Below are 19,609 nucleotides of genomic sequence, written 5' to 3' on the forward strand. Positions count from 1 at the left end.
ACGGACCACCGGTCGGGAGGAGTTCCCGGCGAGGCGGAAACGCGACGGCGCCGGCCGTCACGGGGACGACCGGCGCCGCGATGATCGATCAGCCGAGGCGGTCGAGCAGCGCCTGGTGCTCCTCCCACAGCTCCTTGGGCAGCTGGGCGCCGAACTTCTCGAAGTGGGCCGGGATCAGCGCGGCCTCCTCGCGCCAGACCTCGCGGTCGACGCCGAGCAGCGTGCGCAGGTCCTCCTCGGACAGGTCGAGCCCGTCGGTGTCGAGCGTCTCGGGCACCAGCCCGATCGGCGTCGGGACGGCCTTCGCCTCGCCGTTGAGCCGGTCGACGATCCACTTGAGCACGCGGCTGTTCTCGCCGAAGCCGGGCCAGATGAACCTGCCGTCGGCGTCCTTGCGGAACCAGTTGACGTAGTAGATGCGCGGCAGCACGACGTCCTCGCGCCGGCCCAGCTTCAGCCAGTGGCCGAAGTAGTCGCCCATGTTGTAGCCGCAGAACGGCAGCATGGCGAACGGGTCGTGGCGCAGCTCGCCGACCTTGCCTTCGGCGGCGGCGGTCTTCTCGGAGGCGACGTTGGCTCCGAGGAAGACGCCGTGCTGCCAGCTCAGCGATTCGGTGACCAGCGGCACCGCGGTGGCGCGGCGCCCGCCGAACAGGATCGCCGAGATCGGCACGCCCTTGGGGTCCTGCCATTCCGGTGCGATGGTCGGGCACTGGGAGGCCGGGGTGGTGAAGCGGGCGTTCGGATGGGCCGCGGGCTCGCCGCTGTCCGGCGTCCAGGACCGGCCCTTCCAGTCGGTCAGGTGAGCGGGCGGCTCCTCGGTCAGCCCTTCCCACCACACGTCGCCGTCGTCGGTCAGCGCGACGTTGGTGAAGATGCTGTTGCCCCAGAGCGTCCTGATCGCGTTGGCGTTGGTGACCTCGCCGGTGCCGGGCGCGACGCCGAAGAACCCGGCCTCCGGGTTGATGGCGTACAGCCGCCCGTCGTCGCCGAAGCGCATCCAGGCGATGTCGTCGCCGATGGTCTCCACCTTCCAGCCGGGAATGGTGGGCTGGAGCATGGCCAGGTTGGTCTTGCCGCAGGCGCTCGGGAAGGCGGCGGCGATGTAGCGGACCTCGCCCGACGGCGGGGTCAGCTTGAGGATGAGCATGTGCTCGGCCAGCCAGCCCTGGTCACGGGCCATGACGCTGGCGATCCGCAGCGCGTAGCACTTCTTGCCGAGCAGCGCGTTGCCGCCGTAGCCGGACCCGTACGACCAGATCTCGCGGGTCTCCGGGAAGTGGCTGATGTACTTGGTCGTGCTGCACGGCCAGGGCACGTCCTCCTGGCCCGGCTCCAGCGGCGCGCCGACGCTGTGCACGGCCTTGACGAAGCTGCTGTGCTCATGGTCGCGCTCCTCGATGAGCCGCAGCGCCCTGTCGCCCATGCGGGTCATGATCCGCATGGACACCGCGACGTACGGCGAGTCGGTGATCTCGACGCCGACCTGGGAGATCTCTCCGCCGAGCGGCCCCATGCAGAACGGCACCACGTACATGGTGCGGCCGCGCATGCAGCCCTTGAAGAGCTTGCCGAAGGTCTCGCGCATCTCGGCGGGCGCGATCCAGTTGTTCGTCGGGCCGGCGTCCTGCTCGCGCTCCGAGCAGATGAAGGTACGGTCCTCCACCCGGGCGACGTCGCTCGGATCGGAGGCGGCGTAGAAGCTGTTGGGCCGCTTCGCGAGACGCGTGAACGTGCCCTGGTCGACGAGGAGGTTGGTCAGGCGCGTCCACTCCTCCTCCGAACCGTCACACCATTCGATCCGGTCCGGTTGGGTAAGCGCGGCTATCTGATTGACCCAGGTGACCAATTCGACGTTGCTGGTCGGGGCGGGAACTTCCACGGTTACAGACACGACAGCGGCTCCTCCACTCTCTCAGGGCTCGCTCATCATTAACGACGAGGACACCCGGAAGCCAATTGGCGTAGACCTCTTGGCCTCGGGCGTCGCCGCAGGCAGCGGCCTTGACGACTGGGGGACCCTACCCATCGCGACAGGGTTTAAAAAGAACTCGCCAGCCCACTGGTATATACCAATGCGGCTGGTCTAAACCAATTCCGCAAATGGTTTAGTCCATTCTCCGGGAATTCACGTCGGGCCCTTCGGACCGCACCCGGTCGACATGTTGCAGCGCGTCGCGCAGTTCGGCCAGCCAGGTGTCGGCGTTCTGGCCGACGAGCCGGACGCACCAGGCGAGGGCGTCGCTGCGGCTGCGCGCCACGCCGGCGGCCACCAGCGTGTCGAGAACCTGACGCTCCGGCTGCCGCAGCCTGGTCATGACGGGCACGGACAGTGTGGTGAACATCACAGCCCGGCCGCCACAGGTGACGCCCCAGGAGACCTTCTGGCGGAACCTCCGCTCGGCCTCCTTGGCGATCTCGACGCGCCGCTCCCTGGTCTCCTCGCGGAAGCGCCCGATCAGGCCGTCGATGAGCGCGGCCCGCTCGCCCTCGTCCATCTCGCTGGGCGGGTCGGGCAGCGTGCCGAGAACCGCGATCTCCTCGCGGTCCCTGATGATCTCGGGCGCGCCGGTGAACCAGCCCTCGGGGAGCCGCCCGGCGAACCATCCGCGCACCTGCGCGGTGACATCGTCGCTTGCCATGTAATCACCATTACACAGTTGCGAGGAAAAAGCACCCTTTCCCCACACGGTCCTGGCAGGTGCGGGGGCCGGGGGTGGGGGCGTAGTTTACGGAGCGTGGACCTGGAATTCGTCAGCCGCCACGCGGGCCGCCCGGCCGCCGCGCTGACCCGCAGAGATCTGGCCAGGGCGCTGCTGGCCGTGCCCTCGGGCGTGGCGCTGGTGGCGCTGCCCGACCTGCGCAGGGCCATGATGGCCGCGGGCAACCCGCTGTCCCGCCCGTTCTGGGAGTCGGCCAGGACCACGCTCGCCGCCATCGAGTCCGGCGCGGCCACGGTGGGTGACGTGCAGCGCTGGGTCGAGTCGACGGGCACCGAACCCATCCTGATGACGCCGAGCTACTTCGTCTGGCCGGAGGAGAACGAACGCGGGCCGATAGCCCACGAGATGCACGACCGGCTCGTGGCCCACCTGGAGGAGCGGGTGCGCGCGGGCGAGATCGACCCGGACGCGCTCGCGTCCGGCGATCTTCAAGCCCGCAGGGCGTACGAGGAGCTTCAGGAGAGCTGGCTGGCCACGCCGCTGCCCGACGGGCGGGTGCCGGGGTTCTCGGTGAGCGACGAGCAGGACGAGGAGCTGTTCGCGGCCTGGGACGAGGAGGAGGAGTTCGCGCTGTCGGAGCTGCGGCGCATCCTGGGCGAGCTGGTCAAGCAGCCCGAGCTGCCGATCGCCGAGCTCGACCGCGCCGTCACCCGCCTGCGCGAGCTGCTGGCGGTCGCGGGCTATCCGGGCAACGTGCTGCGGGCCTGCGCGGGCTTCGAGGGCGAGCCGATGCCTGACGACGACGTGGAGCTGTGGCTGACCGTGGCCGCCGGCGTCGCCGGGCCGGTCTCGGACCTGCCGGAGGAGGGCGACCTGCTGGAGGAGTTCGCCGACCTGAACGGCGAGGTCAGCCTGGAGGACGAGATGATGGCCCACATCTGCGCCATCCAGCACGCCGACTGGCTCGCCGCCGTGACGGCGCTGGCCCGGATGGGGCCCGGCGCGCTCGCCTCGCCGGAACGCATCGCCCGCCTGATCGCCGAGTCGGAGGACATCGACGCCGACGAGCAGGACTCCGACGACCTGGCCTCGACCGAGAGCCTCTTCAGGCCGGTGGTCGCGCTCTGGGCCCAGCTCGGCATCGTGGACGAGGACGACGTGCTCACGCCGCTCGGCTGGTGGGGCCTGCCCAAGGCGCTGGAGCGCGCCTGGTCAGCCGGTGACTGAGGGATCGAGCAGGTCCTTGTAGGCGGGGTTGCGCTCGATGTAGCCGGCGACGTACTCGCACCGGGGCACGACCTTCAGGCCGGTGTCGCGGGTGAGGTCGAGCGCGTGCGCGACCAGCCGGCCCGCGAGCCCCTGCCCGCCGTACTCGGGCAGCACCTCGGTGTGGGTGAAGACGACCTTGGTGGGCAGCAGCAGGTAGTCGGCGAACCCGGCGACCTTCCCGTCCACGCGGATCTCGAAGCGGCTCTTCCCCGGGTTGTCGACGACCTCTTCGGACATCTACTCGGCCTTCTTCTCGAGCTCGCGCTCCTCGTCCTCGAGGTCACGCTCGTGGGGCACCTCGATCTTGCCCATCTGCTTGTTCATGGACTTGACCAGGAAGTAGAGAGCGAACCCGAGAAGGGCTACCACGACGAAGCCGAGCAGGCCCGGGCTGACTTCACCTGCTGCTAGAACCATCACCCTTCCAGTCTGCCACCCGGGGGTCGTGCCCGGACCTCCGGATCAGTGGCAGGCCGGGGACGTCTCCTCGGCGTGGATGCCGGAGAACAGGTCGTCCTCGGGCAGACCGGTGTCGACGAGCGAGCGGGCCAGGTGGTAGTCCTCCGTCGGCCAGATCTCCTGCTGCAGCTCGCGCGGGCAGACGAACCACCAGCCGTCGGGGTCGACCTGGGTGGCGTGCGCCATGAGCGCCTCGTCGCGGATCTGGAAGTAGTCGCCGCAGGGCACCCGGGTCGTGACCTCCCACTTGGCGGGGCGGTCCTCCCAGCGGGCGATCCAGTCGCCGTACGGGGAACCCATGTCGCGCTCCTGCATGGCCTCGTGCAGCGCCTCGAACCGGGCCCGGTGGAAGCCCATGTGGTAGTAGAGCTTGAGCGGCTGCCACGGGTCGCCGGTGCCGGGGTAGCGGTCGGGGTCGCCGGCCGCCTCGAACGCCTCCACCGACACCCTGTTGGTCATGATGTGGTCGGGGTGCGGGTAGCCGCCGTCGTCGTCGTAGGTGAGGATCACGTGCGGCCTGAACTCCCGCACGGCCGCCACCAGCGGGGCCGCCGCGACTTCGAGCTTCTGCAGCCCGAAGCAGCCCTCGGGCAGCTCCTCCTCCTCGCTCTCCGGCAGCCCCGAGTCCACGAAGCCCATGAACCGCTGCCGCACGCCGAGGATCTCGCGCGCCCGGTCCATCTCGGCCTTGCGCACCCGGGCGATGTCGGCCACGATCTCGGGCCGGTCCATCTTGGGGTTGAGCACGGAGCCGCGTTCACCACCCGTGAGGGTACAAACCAAGACGTCAACGCCTTCGCGGACATAGCGCGCCATCGTCGCGGCGCCCTTGCTCGACTCGTCGTCGGGGTGGGCATGGACGGCCATCAACCTCAGCGGTGCACTCACGGGCTCGACGTCTCCTCAGACACATGGACCGATCAGTCGCCCACAGAGGCTAGTTTCTGCTGGGCGGTCGCGAGGGCATGACCCCCGCGGGCGACAATTGTCTCGGATAACGCCGAGGGAGTGCAGGGAGATTCCACCATGGCCACCAGAGATGCCGGGAACGGCCCAGTTCTCGGCACACCCGACGACTTCCCGGACCGTCCCGAGCGAGGCGGCCGGATCGTCGTGCACGTCGTCATCGGCGTGCTCGTGGCCATCATCGCCGGAGGCTGGGGCTACGTCATGTGGTCGATGAACGGCAGCGCCAACGGGGCGATCGCCCAGGTAGTCTCATTCCACGTGCGGGGGCCGTCAGAGGCCGAGATCGCGTTCACGGTGAGCAAGCCCGACGACCGCGAGGCGGTGTGCCGCATCCGTGCGATGGACGTCCACCACGTGGAAGTGGGCAGCAAAGAAGTAAGAATCCGGCCTGGTGAGGGTACGAAGCAGGTCAAGGAACGCCTGGGCACCAGCGCCGAGGCGACTTCCGTCCACATCCAGTACTGCAATCTCGTATAGTGAGACATTTGGGGAAGCGTTCGTGCGACTGACTTGTTAGCCTTTCGCAATTCAACCGTACGTAACCTTCAGTGATCTCAGGGCCCCCTAGGCAAGCAAGGAGAACCCGTGGCCGACTCTCGCGATGAGAACGTCACATGGCTGACGCAGGAGGCGTACGACCGCCTGAAGGCCGAGTACGAATATCTCTCGGGGCCCGGGCGCGTCGATATCGCCAAGAAGATCGAGGCCGCCCGGGAAGAGGGCGACCTGCGCGAGAACGGCGGCTACCACGCCGCCAAGGACGAGCAGGGCAAGATGGAGGCGCGGATCTTCCATCTGCGCCAGATCCTCGACAACGCGCGCGCCGGCAAGCCGCCCGCGGCCGACGGCATAGTCGAGCCGGGCATGACCGTGACCATCCGGTTCGTCGGCGACGACGACGAGGTCACCTTCCTGCTCGCCTCGCGTGAGGAGAGCGGCGCGCCGATCGACGTCTACTCCCCCAAGTCACCGCTCGGCGCCGCGATCAACGGCAAGAGGATCGGTGACAAGGCGACCTACAGCCTGCCCAACGGCCGCCAGAACACCGTCGAGATCCTCGAGGCCGTGCCCTACATCGGCAACTGATGCACCCCGAACGGCACCGCCGGGCCCACCCAGGCCCGGCGGATCTCACGCGCGGTGGCTCCGGCATCCGTCAGGACCTCGGCTTCCTGCTGAGGTCCCGCAGACGCCGTGACCACCGCCGTCTGATCCCGTTCATCGTGGTGACGCTGGTCGCGGTCCTCACGGCCGACGTGCTGCTGCTCACGGAGAACCGCGAGGCCGCCGACGAACCGGCCGCCGCCGAGCCCGTACGTGCCCGCCAGACGCCCCAGCAGAGCCTGATGGCCGACGCCCACACCGTGCGGCCGGTGGCGCCGGTCGGCAAGCTCCACAAGCCGCACGTGTTCGTGGTCACGCGCAAGCCGTTCAGCCAGAAGCAGTTACAGAAGATCGCCCGCCTGTCCGGGATCCGCGCCATGGAGCTGGCCGACGCGGCCAGCGTCATGCTCGACGGGAAGCGGGTGCAGACGCTGGCCGTCGAGCCGTCCACCTTCCGCGCCTACACGCCGAAGGTGACGGCCACCTCCGACCCGTTGTGGAACAACGTGGCCGCGGGTGACGTCGCGGTCTCGTTCGTGCTCGGCAACGACGGCGGCCTCAGCCTGCACCGCAAGATCAACGGCCCGTCCGGGCCGCTGCGCATCGGCGCCTACGCCACCACCGGCTTCGGCGCGGTGGACGCGGTCGTGTCCAAGGACACCGGCCGCGAGCTCGGGCTGCCCCGAGACAACGCGCTGATCATCAGCGCGCCCAAGGCCGACTCGGCGAGGCTCCGCGACCGGGTGCTCAAGCTGCTGCCCAAGGGCACCCAGGCGGCCCTGGTCAACCCCGTGCGGCCGCAGCCGCAGGTCAAGGCCCGCGACTGGCCCACCGGGGCGTTCATGACCGGAGACCAGCTCACCGTGGCGCTGCGGGCCGCCGCCTCCAAGCTGGGCAGGCCGTACGTGTGGGGCGCCGAAGGGCCTGACAGCTTCGACTGCTCCGGGCTCGTGCAGTGGGCCTTCGCCCAGGCCGGCATCAGGATGCCGCGGGTGACGCACCAGCAGTGGGTCACCGGCCCGCAGGTGCCGCTCTCGCAGGCGCACCCGGGCGACCTGCTGTTCTGGCGGCACGACCCGACCAATCCCGGCTACATCTCCCACGTGGCGATCTACTGGGGCGACGGCAAGATGCTGCACGCCCCGCGCACCGGCGACGTGGTGAAGATCGTCCCGGTCAGCACCCGCAACCTGGCCGGGGTCGTCCGCGTCAGCCCGCAGGCCGCGGCGAAGGTCCGCTGACCCGCGCCCGGAGGACCGTGTGAGAGCCTGAACTCATGAACAGGCTCGGTAGTGAGACGTCTCCCTACCTCCTTCAGCACGCGGGGAATCCGGTCCACTGGTGGCCCTGGGGCGAGGAGGCGATGCGGGAGGCCAAGCGGCGCGACGTGCCCCTGCTGGTCAGCGTGGGCTACTCGTCCTGCCACTGGTGTCACGTCATGGCTCACGAGAGCTTCGAGGACCCCGCGACCGCCCGGCTGATGAACGAGCACTTCGTCAACGTCAAGGTCGACCGCGAGGAGCGGCCCGACATCGACGCCGTCTACATGAGCGCCACCCAGGCGATGACCCAGCAGGGCGGCTGGCCGATGACGGTGTTCGCCACCCCGGAAGGCCACCCGTTCTACTGCGGCACCTACTTCCCCCGCCCGCAGTTCCAGCGGCTGCTGACGGGGCTGCACAACGCCTGGACCACCGACCGCGACAACGTGCTGAAGCAGGGCGCGAAGGTGGTGGAGGTGCTCAACTCCGGCACCGCCCTGCCCAACGGCCCGCTGCCCACGGCCGAGACGCTGGAGCAGGCTCTCGCCAACCTGCGCGAGTCGTTCGACCCGGTGCGCGGCGGGTTCGGCGGGGCGCCGAAGTTCCCGCCGTCGATGGTGCTGGAGTTCCTGCTGCGCTCGGGCGAGCGCGAGATGTCCGGCAGGACCCTGGAGGCGATGGCCCGCGGCGGCATCTACGACCAGCTCGCGGGCGGGTTCGCCCGCTACAGCGTGGACGCCGGCTGGGTGGTGCCGCACTTCGAGAAGATGCTCTACGACAACGCGCTGCTGCTGCGGGTCTACACCCACTGGTGGACCGCGACGGGCGAGCCGCTGGCCCGCCGGGTCGCGCTGGAGACCGCCGGCTGGCTGCTGCGCGAGCTGCGCACCCCCGAGGGCGGCTTCGCCTCCGCGCTGGACGCCGACAGCGAGGGCGAGGAGGGCAGGTTCTACGTCTGGACTCCCGAGCAGCTGCGCGAGGTGCTGGGGCCCGACGACGGCGACTGGGCGGTGCGGGTCTTCCAGGTGACCGGCACGTTCGAGCACGGCACGTCGGTGCTGCAGCTCCCGGAGGAGCCCGACGACCCCGAGCGGCTGGCGCGGGTGCGCGAGCGGCTGCTCGCCGCGCGGGAGCTGCGGGTACGTCCGGAACGCGACGACAAGGTGGTGGCGAGCTGGACCGGACTGACCATCGCGGCCCTGGCCGAGACCGGCGTGGTGTTCGACCGGCCCGATCTGGTGGAGGCGGCCACGGCCGCGGCGGTGCTGCTGGACGAGGTGCACGTCGACGGCGGCAGGCTGCTGCGCACCTCGCGTGACGGGCGGGCGGGGCGCAACGCCGGCGTGCTGGAGGACTACGCCAACCTGGCCGAAGGGCTCATCGCGCTCTACGGGGTGACCGGAGAGACGCGCTGGTTCCGGCTGGCGGGCACGCTCCTCGACACCGTGCTCGACCGGTTCGCCGACGGCACCGGCGGGTTCTACGACACCGCCGACGACGCCGAGCGGCTGTTCCAGCGCCCGCAGGACCCCACGGACAACGCCACGCCCTCCGGCCAGTACGCGGCCGCTGGGGCGCTGCTGTCGTACGCGGCGCTGACCGGGTCCGCCCGCCACCGGGAGGCGGCGCACGCCGCGCTCGGCACGGTGTCGGTGCTGGCCGGGAAGCACGCCAGGTTCGCCGGATGGGGGCTGGCGGTGGCCAGGGCGGCGCTCGACGGGCCCGTCGAGGTGGCGGTCGTGGGCCCGCCCGGCGATCCGCGCACCCGTGCCCTGCACCGCGAGGCCTACCTGTCCGGCTCCCCCGGCCTGGTGGTCGCTCCCGGGCCCGGCCCGGACGACGCCGTGCCGCTGCTGCTGGGGCGCGACCTCATCGGCGGGGCGCCGGCGGCGTACGTGTGCCGGGGGTTCACCTGTGAGCTGCCGGTGACGACCGCGGAGGAGCTGCGCGCCCAGCTGAGCCGGTGAGGGCGGGTCTCAGTCGAACCGCGGGCCGCCGTCGCCGTCGGTGGCGGCCGTCGGCTCGGGGACGGACTCCTCGACGGACGGCGGCCCGAAGTCCTGGTCGAACGTCTCGGACCGGCGGGCGTCGTCCTCAGGTTCCAGGTCGGCGGGCGGCTCCTCGTCCGTGAACGGCGGCTGGGTCGGCTCGGCCGTGGGCCCCTCGTCCCACTGCTCCGGCTCGCGGGACCGCGTGTCGTCGCGCCAGCCGCGATCCTGGTCGCGCGGCTGGTCGTAGCCGGGCGCGTGGCCCACGCCCTGCGGCTCGGGGAACTGCTCGACCGGCTCGCCGTCCATGGCCTCGGCCATGAACGCCCGCCACACCTGGGCGGGCAGCTGGCCGCCGAACTGCACCCCGTAGCCGGGGATGTCCACGGTCTCGTTGTCGTCGCGGAACATGTTGACGGCGGTCGCGAGCTGCGGCGTGAACCCGTTGAACCACACGGCCTTGGAGTCGTCGGTGGTGCCCGTCTTGCCCGCCACGGGACGGTCGTAGAGGCGGGCGGCGGTGCCGGTGCCGTACTCGACGACCTGCCGCATGGCGTAGACGGCGTCGGCGGCGGCCCCCTTGCCGATCGCCTGGGAGGCGGCGGGCTTGACGACGTCCTTCACCCCGTCGGCGTCGGTGACCGACTTGATCACGTGGGTCTCCATGTGGACGCCGGCGTTGGCGAGGGTGCCGAAGCCGGCGGCGTTCTGCACGGCGCTGACCGAGGCCACGCCGAGCGGGAACGAGGCGGCGTCCACGTGCTGTTCGAGCTGCTCGGCCGGGATGCCCATGGCCTCGGCGGTGGCGGCCACCTTGCGCGGCCCGACCTTCTGGGCCAGGTCCACGAACGCGGTGTTGACCGAGTTGCGGATGGCGCTCACCAGGTCGATCTGGCCGTAGGAGCGGCCGCCGTCGTTGGGGATGGGATGGTCGGGGTCGGCCGCCACGCGCATCGGCGAGTTGCCGTCGACCCTGGTCGACAGGCTCAGCCCGTTGTCCAGCGCCGCCGCCAGCGTGTAGGGCTTGAAGGTGGACCCGGCCATGACCTTGGCCGAGAACGCGTTGTCGTACTGGGACTTGTCGGGGTTGCCGCCGTAGAAGGCGACCACCTCGCCCGTGTCGGGGGCGACGGCCGCCAGCCCGGTGCGCACCTTCTTCGGCGTGGCCTGCGGCAGCGTGCCCTTCACCGCCCGCTCGGCCGCCTCCATGAGCTTCTTGTCGAACGTGGTGACGATCTTCAGCCCGCCGCCGTTGATGTCCTCGTCGCTGTAGCCGCGCCGGTTGAGCTCGTCGGTGACCTGCTGGAGCATGTATTGAGCCTGGCCCTTGAGCTGGAACGGCTTCTTCGGCTCCTTGAGCTCGGGGAAGCGCTGCGCGGCCGCCTCGTCGGCGCCGAGCGCGCCGGTCTCGGTCATGGCCCTGATCACCGACTGCCAGCGGGCCTTCGCCGCGTCGAGGTCGGCGCCCTCCGGGTCGGCGAACCGGGACGGCTGCTGGATCACCGAGGCCAGGTAGGCGCCCTGGGCCACGTCGAGATCGTCGACGCCCTTGCCGAAGTACGCCTGGGCGGCTGCCTGCACGCCGTTGGCGCCCCGGCCGAAGTAGATCGTGTTGAGGTACTGCTCCAGCACCCAGTCCTTGGACTGGGACTGGTCGACCTTGATCGAGATCATGATCTCTTTGGCCTTGCGGACCACCGAGCGTTCCTGGCTCAGGCCGCTGTAGTAGTTGCGCACGAGCTGCTGGGTGATGGTGGAGCCGCCCTGGAGCTGCTGCCCGGTGACGGTGGACCACAGGGCTCGCGCGGTGCCCTTGACCGAGACGCCGCTGTCTTCGTAGAAGGAGCGGTTCTCGGCGGCGATGACGGCGTCGCGCACGTGCCGGGGCACCTTGGCCAGCTCGACGTTCCTGCGGTCGATGCCCTGCCGGGCGATGACGGTCTTGCCGTCGCGGTAGTAGATGACCGAACCCTGGGCCGTCGCGTCCTCCTGCGTGCTGTCGGGGATGGGCGTCAGCGCCCACGCGACGCCGAACAGCGCCGCCAGCACCAGGACCCCCGCCGCGACCACGATCAGCAGCCAACGGAGCACTCGCCGTTTTCGCATCGCCGTCTTCACCACCCGGTCACGCCTCCCCGACCCCCCGTCATCTGGGCGAACGTCAAGGGTAAGCGCTCGATAACGGTGCCTCGTCCCTTCGGGTGATGCTACGGCTCGCGCATCGCCCGGCGTGGGACATCGGCGACCAACGGCAGCACCCGGTAGGGAACGGGAGTGTCCAGGGCGACGATCGAGGAGGTCCTGAGCACGCCCCGGACCTCGACGATCTCGTCGATGACGCGCTGGAGATCGGCGTTGGTCCGCGCCACCACCCGGCACATGAGGTCGCTCCCGCCGGTGACCGTGTGGACCTCCAGCACCTCGGGGATGTGCGCCAGCCGGTGCGCCACCGGGTCGTGGCCGGACACCTGCCGGATCTCCAGCAGCACGAACGCGGTCACGTCGTAGCCGAGCGCCACGGCCGAGACATCCGGCCCGAACCCCGTGATGACCCCCCTGGACATGAGCCGGTCCAGCCGCGCCTGGACGGTCCCCCTGGCCACGCCGAGCCGGCGCGAGCACTCCAGCACGCCGAGCCTCGGCTCCGCGCTCAGCAGCGCGATAAGCCGGGCGTCCAGTTCGTCGATCGTCATGATGTACAGATTCTCCGCGGTACGGGCCGGGCAGCTAGGCAGATTGTCCACTCATTCAAGCAACTCTTGCGCAACTCGTCCAGGTATATCGAGAGTTGTCGGTATGAGTGATGTCTTTCCGGTGAACGGCATGCACGCCGTGGTCTTCGCTGTCGGCAACGCCAAGCAGTCCGCCCACTACTACTCGACCGCGTTCGGCATGAGGCTGGTGGCCTACCGCGGGCCGGAGAACGGCAGCCGCGACGAGGCCGCCTACGTGCTCAGCTCCGGCGGCGCCACCTTCGAGTTCCGTGCCTCCCTCCGGCCGGGCACGGACCTGGCCGGACACGTGGCCGAGCACGGCGACGGGGTGATCGACCTCGCGCTCGACGTGCCCGACGTGGAGGCCGCCTACCGGCACGCCGTCTCCCACGGCGCCCGCGGGCTGGCCGAGCCGCACGTGCTGGAGGACGAGCACGGCAAGGTGGTGGTCGCCGCCATCGCCACGTACGGCCAGACCCGCCACACGCTGGTCGACCGGTCCAACTACACCGGCCCCTACCTGCCTGGTTACGCGCCCGCGCGGCCCCTCGTGGCCCCGCCCGCCACCAAGTCGGGGCGGCTGTTCCAGGCCGTCGACCACTGCGTCGGCAACGTGGAGCTCGGCAAGATGGACGAGTGGGTGGCGTTCTACCGCGAGGTGATGGGCTTCACGAACATGGCCGAGTTCGTCGGCGACGACATCGCCACTGAATACTCGGCGCTGATGTCGAAGGTCGTGGCCGACGGCTCGCGCAAGGTCAAGTTCCCCCTCAACGAGCCGGCCGTCAGCCGCAAGAAGTCGCAGATCGACGAGTATCTGGAGTTCTACGGCGGGCCGGGCGTCCAGCACGTCGCGCTGGCGACCAACGACATCCTCACCACGGTCGACCACATGCGGGCGGCCGGGGTCGAGTTCCTCGACACGCCTGACTCGTACTACGAGGACCCCGAGCTGCGCGCCCGCATCGGCACCGTGCGCGCGCCCATCGAGGAGCTGAAGAAGCGCAAGATCCTGGTCGACCGGGACGAGGACGGCTATCTGCTGCAGATCTTCACCAAGCCGGTGCAGGACCGGCCCACGGTGTTCTTCGAGCTCATCGAGCGCCACGGCTCGCTGGGTTTCGGCAAGGGCAACTTCAAGGCCCTGTTCGAGGCGATCGAGCGTGAGCAGGAGCGCAGGGGCAACCTCTGAACCGGGTTCCCGTGAGCGGGTGGCGATCAGAGGTTGACCGAGCGTACTCTTCTGATCACTGATCGGAAGGGGGCGCTCCCGCTCATGGGGTCGATGACACAGCGGGCCGCCGCGCTGCTGGCCACGCTGAGCCTGCTGGCGTGCGGCGCGACGGACCGGCCGTCCGAAGGGGCGACCGGTGCCGACTCGGGCTCCCCGCGGACCGCCGCGCCGGCCGGGGCGACGCGGGGCGCGCCCGGCATCGGCGACCCCGACTTCCCGCTCGACGGCAACGGCGGCTACGACGTCGCCCACTACGCGCTGAAGATCGGCTACGTGCCGGAGAGCAAGCACCTCGACGGCGAGGCGACGATCCGGGCGACGGCCACCCAGTCGCTGTCGCGCTTCAACCTCGACCTGCGCGGGTTCGAGGTGAGCGGGGTGTCCGTCGACGGCGCCGCCGCCACGTTCTCCCGCGAGGGCGACGAGCTGTCCGTCACTCCCGCCCGGCCGCTGGCGCGCGGGGCCGCCTTCGCGGTGAAGGTGACCTACTCCGGGGTGCCGCAGCCGGTGCGCGGCTCGTCCAATCTCGGCTCCTACGGGTTCATCCCGACCGGGGACGGCGCGTTCGTCGCGTGCGAGCCCAACGGCGCCAGGACCTGGTTCCCGGCCAACGACCACCCGGCCGACAAGGCGACCTTCGACTTCGAGATCACGGTGCCCGCCGGGGTGACCGTGCTGGCCAACGGCGAGCTGGTGAGCCGCGAGCCGGCCGCCGGCGGCGGCACCACGTTCAGCTGGCGCGAGTCCCACCCGATGGTCACCTACCTGGCCACGGCCACCATGGGCGAGTTCCAGCTCCGCGAGGGCAGAACCCCGGGCGGCATCCGCAACCTGGCGGCGGTCGACCCGCGCTTCGCCGGCGAGCTCGGCGACCTCTACACGAGGTCGGGCCAGATCACCGACCACTGGGTGACGGTCTTCGGCCCCTACCCGTTCTCGTCCACCGGCGGCGTGGTCGACGACTTCTCGGCGGGCTACGCGCTGGAGAACCAGACCAAGCCCATGTACGGCGGTTTCAGGCCCGACCAGTCGATCATCGCGCACGAGCTGGCCCACCAGTGGTTCGGCAACAGCCTCAGCATCGAGCGCTGGGAGGACCTCTGGCTCAACGAGGGGTTCGCCACCTACGCCGAGTGGCTGTGGACCGAGCACACCGGCGGCGACACGGCCGACGAGCGCTTCCGGGCCGGCCACGACCGGCCGGCGGGCGACCCGATCTGGTCCTACCCACCGGGCGACGCCCGGCCCGACGACCTGTTCAACGAGTCCGTCTACCTCCGCGGCGCGATGACGCTGCACGCCCTGCGCGAGAAGATCGGCGACGACACGTTCTTCCGGCTGCTCAAGACCTGGACGGCGGAGCACGAGCACGGCAGCGTGACGACGGAGGAGTTCACGGCGCTGGCCGAGCGGCTGTCCGGCAAGCAGCTCGACTCCCTTTTCGACGCCTGGCTCTTCCAGCCCCGCCGCCCGGCGGCCTGACCACTCGACGGGCTTGCCCGCGTCCCGCAGCTCGTGGATCGGTGCCGTCGGTGTTCTCGCTCACCGCGTAGCCCGGCCTATGCGGTGTTCTCGCTCACCGCGCAGGCCGCGCTCGCGGTGCCGATCAGCGTCGGCACGGCGACCGCCGCCGCCGCGCTCAGCACCAGCCGACGGCCTTCATGACGGCCGCGGCCGCGCTGGTCACCGAGCGCTCTCCCGCGTCCACCACCACGTCCTCGACCCGGGCCGCCACGAGGATGTCATCGAGCGCGCCGGAGCGGTCGAGATGCCAGCGCAGCCCCGCCCCGTCACCCTCGTGGCGTCGCGCGAGCCGCTGGTGGACGACGGGGATCGGGACCCGCAACCGGCACACCGTGAGGTTTACGCCGACGGCCTCCTGGTGGCGCCGGCGCTCGTCCCGCGACTCGACGACGCCGGCCAGCACGAGCCGTCGCGCTCCGGCCTCCAGGTGGTTGCGCGCGACGTCGCGCAGGTTGCGCAGGGTGAGTTCGAGAAGGAACGGGTCGTCCGCCGGGGCGGGCCAGGACCGGCGGAGCCAGTCGAGGTCGATGACCGCGTGCGGGATCCCGGCGGCGGCGAGAAGATCACCGGCCGCGTCCGCGACCGACGTCTTGCCGGCCCCCACGGTCCCGGTGATCAGCAGAGCGGCGGGCATCCGACCAGGGTGGCAGCGCGAGCGCTGACCGGGCAAACCGTCAGTACATGTCGCTGAAGGCGGCAGCGCGAGCGGTGACCGGGCGAACCCTCAGTACGTGTCGCTCGCGAGGATCAGGGCGGCGGCGCCGATCAGGCCCGCGTCCTGGCCGAGCGACGCGGGCACCACCCGCAGGCGGCGGGCGAACGCCATCCGGGCGTGCTCCCGCAGTGCCTCCTCCAGCGGGCCGAACAGCGGCTCCCCGGCCTGTGACAGGCCGCCGCCGATGGTGACCAGGTCCAGGTCGCACAGGTGGGTGGCGGAGGCGATGGCGATCCCGAGCGCCCGGCCCGCCCTGCTCATGGCGGCCACGGCCACCTCGTCGCCCGCCCGCGCGTCCGCCGCCAGCGTCCGCGCGGTGACGGCCCGCTCCTCCTGGTAGTCACCCTGAGCCGCGGGATCGCCCGGGGTCCAGCCGCGGCCGAGCGCCCAGGCGGTCAGGGCGGGGCCGCGCGCGACCGCTTCCAGGCAGCCGTGGCCGCCGCAGCCGCACGGCGGCCCGCCGTCCGGGTCCACCACCACGTGCCCGATGTGCCCAGCGTTGCCGGTGCCGCCGTCGACCAGCCGTCCACCGAGGACGAGCCCGCCGCCGACGCCGGTCGAGACCACCATGCCCAGCATGTCCGCCACGCCCCGCCCGGCGCCGCGCCAGTGTTCGGCCACCGCCAGGCAGATGGCGTCGTTGTGGACCCGTACCGGAACCCCGGGGAACAGCCCGGAGAGCCGGGCACGCAACGGGAAGCCCCGCCAGCCGGGGATGTTGAGAGGTGAGACCACGCCGGACGGCCACTCCATCGGCCCGCCGCAGCCGACGCCCACGCCCGCGACCCCGTCGGAGAGCGGGCCGATCACCTCGCGCAGGGCCCGCCAGAGCGTCTCGGCGTCCGCGTCCTGCGGGGTCGCCGCACGCCTGGTCTCCACGATCGCCCCCTCGGGGGACACCCGGGCGGCCGCCAGCTTGGTCCCGCCGACGTCGACCGCCAGGATCACTCTCCGCCCGCCGAGGAGAACACCAGGACCGACGCCGTGAACCCGTGCACGTGGTTGTGCCCGCCCACCGGCCCGACCTCGCCGGCCGCGAAGAAGCCCGCCACGCCGATCGGCCCCAGCGTGTCGCGCAGCGCCAGCGGGTCGTGGTCGGCGGTGCCGAACATCGCCGACCCGCGCCCGTTGCACGAGAACAGCAGCGCCCCGTCGACCCTGCCCAGCTCCTGCCGGTGCGCGTCGAGCATGTCGTACAGGTCCTCGTCGGCGGTGGCCGCGTCGCGCACCTGGAAGCGCACCGTACGGCCGATCTCCACGATGTCGCCGATGGCCACCGCCTCGCGCTCCGGGTCGATGCCGATCACGCCGCGGATCAGGAAGTCGCCGCGCTCGTGGCGCTCGGCGTACTCGTCCATGGCGAGCCCGATCTGCAGCCCGGCGGCGACCAGCTCGCGGTCGTCCTCGTCCAGGTCGGTGACGATGTCCTCCAGCCGGGACAGCGCGGGCTGCCCGGCCAGCTCCAGCAGCAGGTTCTCCTCGGCGCGGGTGACGACCATGTTGGGCCCGATCGGCCGGCAGCCCTGGCTGACCACGGTGGTCACGTTGACGGACCCGCTGATCAGGACGCCGATGGCGCCCTCGGTGTACATCTCGCCGTCGGCGAACAGCCGCACGGAGCCGCGCCCCTGCACCCCGTTGGCCAGCCCGCCGACCAGCGGCAGGTCGCCGAGCACGTCCATGGAGCGCTCGACGAAGGCGTCGGCCGGGAACGAGTACGGGTCGGCCAGCAGGATCGCCACGTGGTCGTCGGGGCTGCGCTCGGGCAGCCCGACCACCACGAACCGGTCCTCGGCCGTGAGCGTCTCCAGCGCGAACGTGGTCAGCTCGGCCCCTTCCAGGGTGGCCGCCCAGGCGCTCACGGAGGGCGTCAGCTCCACCCCGGTGTCGCCGCCGATCACGCCGGTGGCGCTGCAGCCGATCACATGCGCGTCGGGCGCCATCCGCATCGCGCGCTCGCCCGCTCTGGCCACGTCGTCGGGGTCGTCGCCGCACACGAAGAAGCAGACCAGGTCAGCCTGGCCGCTGAGTCGCGACAGGGCCTGGTTCACGGCCCTCTCCGCGGCTCCCACCAGGTCGGAGTCCACGGCGAGGCCGTCGGCGAAGCGGCTTGTCATCACTGCCACGCGTCTCGCCTCCCTCTGCTGGTCCAAGTACCCTAGGCCCGATTCTCCCCACTAACGGACCGAGCACGCATACGAACCGTGACGGAATAGCCGAGATCCTGATATCTCCACCAGATGCGAAACTCCCTGCCGCATCGCGTCCGGGGGACGTAGTCTCGATCCCGTGCATCAGCCTCGTATTCTGCGCGAGTTGCGAGAGAGCGGCCACGTTCATCGCACCGTAAAAGCCGAGGTCCGCGAAAACCTGCTGGCCAAGCTCCGGGCGGGCGAGCCCCGCTTTCCCGGCATCGTGGGCTTCGACGACACTGTCCTGCCTCATCTCGAACGGGCGCTGCTCGCCGGTCACGATCTGGTCCTGCTCGGTGAGCGCGGCCAGGGCAAGACCCGGCTCATCCGCACCGTCGCCGGCCTCCTCGACGAGTGGACGCCCGTCGTCGAGGGCTGCGAGATCAACGACCATCCGTACGCTCCGGTCTGCGGACGCTGCCAGGCCCTGGCCGCCGAGCTGGGCGACGAGCTGCCCGTGGCGTGGAAGCACCGCGACGAGCGCTACGGCGAGAAGCTCGCCACGCCCGACACCTCGGTCGGCGACCTGATCGGCGACATCGACCCGATCAAGATCGCGGAGGGCCGGCGGCTCGGCGACCCGGAGACCGTCCACTACGGCCTGGTGCCGCGCACCAACCGCGGCGTGTTCTCCGTCAACGAGCTGCCCGACCTGGCCGAGCGCATCCAGGTGTCGCTGCTCAACGTGCTGGAGGAGCGCGACATCCAGGTCCGCGGCTACAACCTGCGGCTGCCGCTCGACATCCTGCTCATCGCCAGCGCCAACCCCGAGGACTACACCAACAGGGGCCGGATCATCACCCCGCTGAAGGACCGCTTCGGCGCCGAGATCCGCACCCACTACCCGACGTCGGTCGAGGACGAGCTGACGCTCATCCGCCAGGAGTCCGTGCCCGACATCGGGGCGGACGTGCCCGAGCACCTCGTCGAGGCCATCGCCCGCTTCACCCGCCTGGTGCGCGAGTCCACCGCCGTCGACGCCCGGTCGGGCGTGTCGGCCCGGTTCTCGATCGCGGCCGCCGAGACCGCCGCCGCCTCGGCCGTGCGCCGGGCCGCGCTGGCCGGCGAGGAGCAGCCGGTGGCGCGGGTGTGCGACCTCGGGCCCGGCGTCCACAGCCTGCGCGGCAAGGTGGAGTTCGAGGTCAGCGAGGAGGGCAGGGAGACCGAGATCCTCGCCCACCTGCTGCGCCGGGCCGTCGCCGAGACGTTCAGGAGCCGGCTGGGGGGCATGGACCTGTCGCCGCTGACCGACAAGTTCGCCGAGGGCAACCAGGTGGAGTCGGGCGAGCTGGTGCCGGCCGGAGAGCTGCTCCGCCGCATCGGCCCGGTCCAGGGGCTGGCCAAGATCATGTCCAGGCTGGGCATGGGCGCCGGCGACGAGTCGCCCGGTCACGCGGCCGCCGCCCTGGAGTTCACGCTGGAGGGCCTCTACCTGATGCGCCGGCTGTCGAAGGACGACCTCGACGGGGTCACGGTCTACCGGACATGACGGGCATCCCGGCTCGGGTTAGCGTGG

General features: G+C 70.9%; 18 protein-coding genes. 8 read left to right on the forward strand and 10 right to left on the reverse strand.

Translation table 11 applies throughout. From position 1 onward, the window contains the following. Positions 1-88: 88 nt before the first annotated feature. Both ABD999_RS24950 and ABD999_RS24955 read right to left on the reverse strand, forming a co-directional pair. Entirely contained in the window at positions 89-1,894 is a 1,806-nt protein-coding gene (locus ABD999_RS24950) for a phosphoenolpyruvate carboxykinase (GTP) (RefSeq protein WP_271275803.1), read from the reverse strand. Between the two features lie 214 nt (positions 1,895-2,108). After that, the gene (locus tag ABD999_RS24955) at positions 2,109-2,642 is read right to left on the reverse strand and encodes a hypothetical protein (RefSeq protein ID WP_271275802.1); all 534 of its coding nucleotides are present in this window, start codon (positions 2,640-2,642) and stop codon (positions 2,109-2,111) included. 96 nt (positions 2,643-2,738) lie between these two features. On the opposite strand from ABD999_RS24955, the gene ABD999_RS24960 reads away from it, so the two are divergent. Further along, positions 2,739-3,890 carry a hypothetical protein gene (locus tag ABD999_RS24960; RefSeq protein ID WP_271275801.1) on the forward strand — a complete coding sequence of 384 codons (1,152 nt, stop codon included), beginning with the start codon at positions 2,739-2,741 and terminating at the stop codon, positions 3,888-3,890. Here the strand turns inward: ABD999_RS24960 and ABD999_RS24965 are convergent. The 3 genes from ABD999_RS24965 to mca are packed head-to-tail and all read right to left on the reverse strand — an operon-like array spanning position 3,876 to position 5,279. Beyond that, positions 3,876-4,169, reverse strand: a complete 294-nt coding sequence (locus ABD999_RS24965) for a GNAT family N-acetyltransferase (RefSeq protein WP_148029164.1) — start codon at positions 4,167-4,169, stop codon at positions 3,876-3,878. The two genes, ABD999_RS24960 and ABD999_RS24965, sit on opposite strands and share 15 nt — an antisense overlap. Beyond that, on the reverse strand, positions 4,170-4,352 hold the full coding sequence (locus ABD999_RS24970; protein ID WP_261808297.1) for a hypothetical protein: 183 nt from the start codon (positions 4,350-4,352) through the stop codon (positions 4,170-4,172). 42 nt (positions 4,353-4,394) lie between these two features. After that, the gene (gene mca / locus ABD999_RS24975) at positions 4,395-5,279 is read right to left on the reverse strand and encodes a mycothiol conjugate amidase Mca (RefSeq protein WP_148029163.1); all 885 of its coding nucleotides are present in this window, start codon (positions 5,277-5,279) and stop codon (positions 4,395-4,397) included. A 138-nt stretch (positions 5,280-5,417) separates the two neighbouring features. On the opposite strand from mca, the gene ABD999_RS24980 reads away from it, so the two are divergent. The 4 genes from ABD999_RS24980 to ABD999_RS24995 all read left to right on the forward strand — a co-directional run bounded on the left by ABD999_RS24980 (position 5,418) and on the right by ABD999_RS24995 (position 9,693). Further along, entirely contained in the window at positions 5,418-5,837 is a 420-nt protein-coding gene (locus tag ABD999_RS24980) for a DUF4307 domain-containing protein (protein WP_148029162.1), read from the forward strand. A 108-nt stretch (positions 5,838-5,945) separates the two neighbouring features. Beyond that, on the forward strand, positions 5,946-6,446 hold the full coding sequence (gene greA / locus ABD999_RS24985; protein WP_148029161.1) for a transcription elongation factor GreA: 501 nt from the start codon (positions 5,946-5,948) through the stop codon (positions 6,444-6,446). Continuing rightward, positions 6,446-7,705, forward strand: coding sequence for a C40 family peptidase (locus ABD999_RS24990; protein ID WP_219544052.1), 1,260 nt, complete (start codon positions 6,446-6,448; stop codon positions 7,703-7,705). Before greA ends, ABD999_RS24990 begins: the two co-directional genes overlap by 1 nt. 35 nt (positions 7,706-7,740) lie before the next feature. After that, complete coding sequence (locus ABD999_RS24995) at positions 7,741-9,693, forward strand: thioredoxin domain-containing protein (RefSeq protein ID WP_271275800.1); 1,953 nt, start codon at positions 7,741-7,743, stop codon at positions 9,691-9,693. A 9-nt stretch (positions 9,694-9,702) separates the two neighbouring features. Here the strand turns inward: ABD999_RS24995 and ABD999_RS25000 are convergent, their stop codons facing one another. After that, complete coding sequence (locus tag ABD999_RS25000) at positions 9,703-11,820, reverse strand: transglycosylase domain-containing protein (protein ID WP_271275799.1); 2,118 nt, start codon at positions 11,818-11,820, stop codon at positions 9,703-9,705. Positions 11,821-11,921: 101 nt separating this feature from the next. Further along, positions 11,922-12,407, reverse strand: coding sequence for an Lrp/AsnC family transcriptional regulator (locus ABD999_RS25005; protein WP_148029157.1), 486 nt, complete (start codon positions 12,405-12,407; stop codon positions 11,922-11,924). Positions 12,408-12,510: 103 nt separating this feature from the next. Here ABD999_RS25005 and hppD point away from each other — a divergent pair, with 103 nt between their 5' ends. Both hppD and ABD999_RS25015 read left to right on the forward strand, forming a co-directional pair. Further along, on the forward strand, positions 12,511-13,620 hold the full coding sequence (gene hppD / locus ABD999_RS25010) for a 4-hydroxyphenylpyruvate dioxygenase (RefSeq protein ID WP_219544056.1): 1,110 nt from the start codon (positions 12,511-12,513) through the stop codon (positions 13,618-13,620). 93 nt (positions 13,621-13,713) lie between these two features. Then, on the forward strand, positions 13,714-15,144 hold the full coding sequence (locus ABD999_RS25015) for a M1 family metallopeptidase (RefSeq protein WP_271275798.1): 1,431 nt from the start codon (positions 13,714-13,716) through the stop codon (positions 15,142-15,144). A gap of 157 nt (positions 15,145-15,301) precedes the next feature. On the opposite strand, the gene ABD999_RS25020 is transcribed toward ABD999_RS25015, so the two are convergent. From ABD999_RS25020 to ABD999_RS25030, 3 genes are read right to left on the reverse strand one after another with little or no spacing between them, the layout of a single operon-like run. Next, positions 15,302-15,856: a zeta toxin family protein gene (locus tag ABD999_RS25020; RefSeq protein ID WP_271275797.1), complete on the reverse strand. Its 555-nt coding sequence runs from the start codon at positions 15,854-15,856 to the stop codon at positions 15,302-15,304. Positions 15,857-15,910: 54 nt separating this feature from the next. Continuing rightward, on the reverse strand, positions 15,911-16,849 hold the full coding sequence (locus ABD999_RS25025) for an ROK family protein (protein WP_271275796.1): 939 nt from the start codon (positions 16,847-16,849) through the stop codon (positions 15,911-15,913). Then, entirely contained in the window at positions 16,846-18,018 is a 1,173-nt protein-coding gene (locus ABD999_RS25030) for an FIST signal transduction protein (RefSeq protein ID WP_148034262.1), read from the reverse strand. Before ABD999_RS25030 ends, ABD999_RS25025 begins: the two co-directional genes overlap by 4 nt. Positions 18,019-18,190: 172 nt before the next feature. Between ABD999_RS25030 and ABD999_RS25035 the strand changes: the two genes are divergently transcribed. Beyond that, positions 18,191-19,582, forward strand: a complete 1,392-nt coding sequence (locus ABD999_RS25035; RefSeq protein WP_219544060.1) for a sigma 54-interacting transcriptional regulator — start codon at positions 18,191-18,193, stop codon at positions 19,580-19,582. Positions 19,583-19,609: the final 27 nt, after the last annotated feature.

This window comes from Nonomuraea ferruginea, assembly GCF_039540635.1.
Taxonomy (GTDB): domain Bacteria; phylum Actinomycetota; class Actinomycetes; order Streptosporangiales; family Streptosporangiaceae; genus Nonomuraea; species Nonomuraea ferruginea.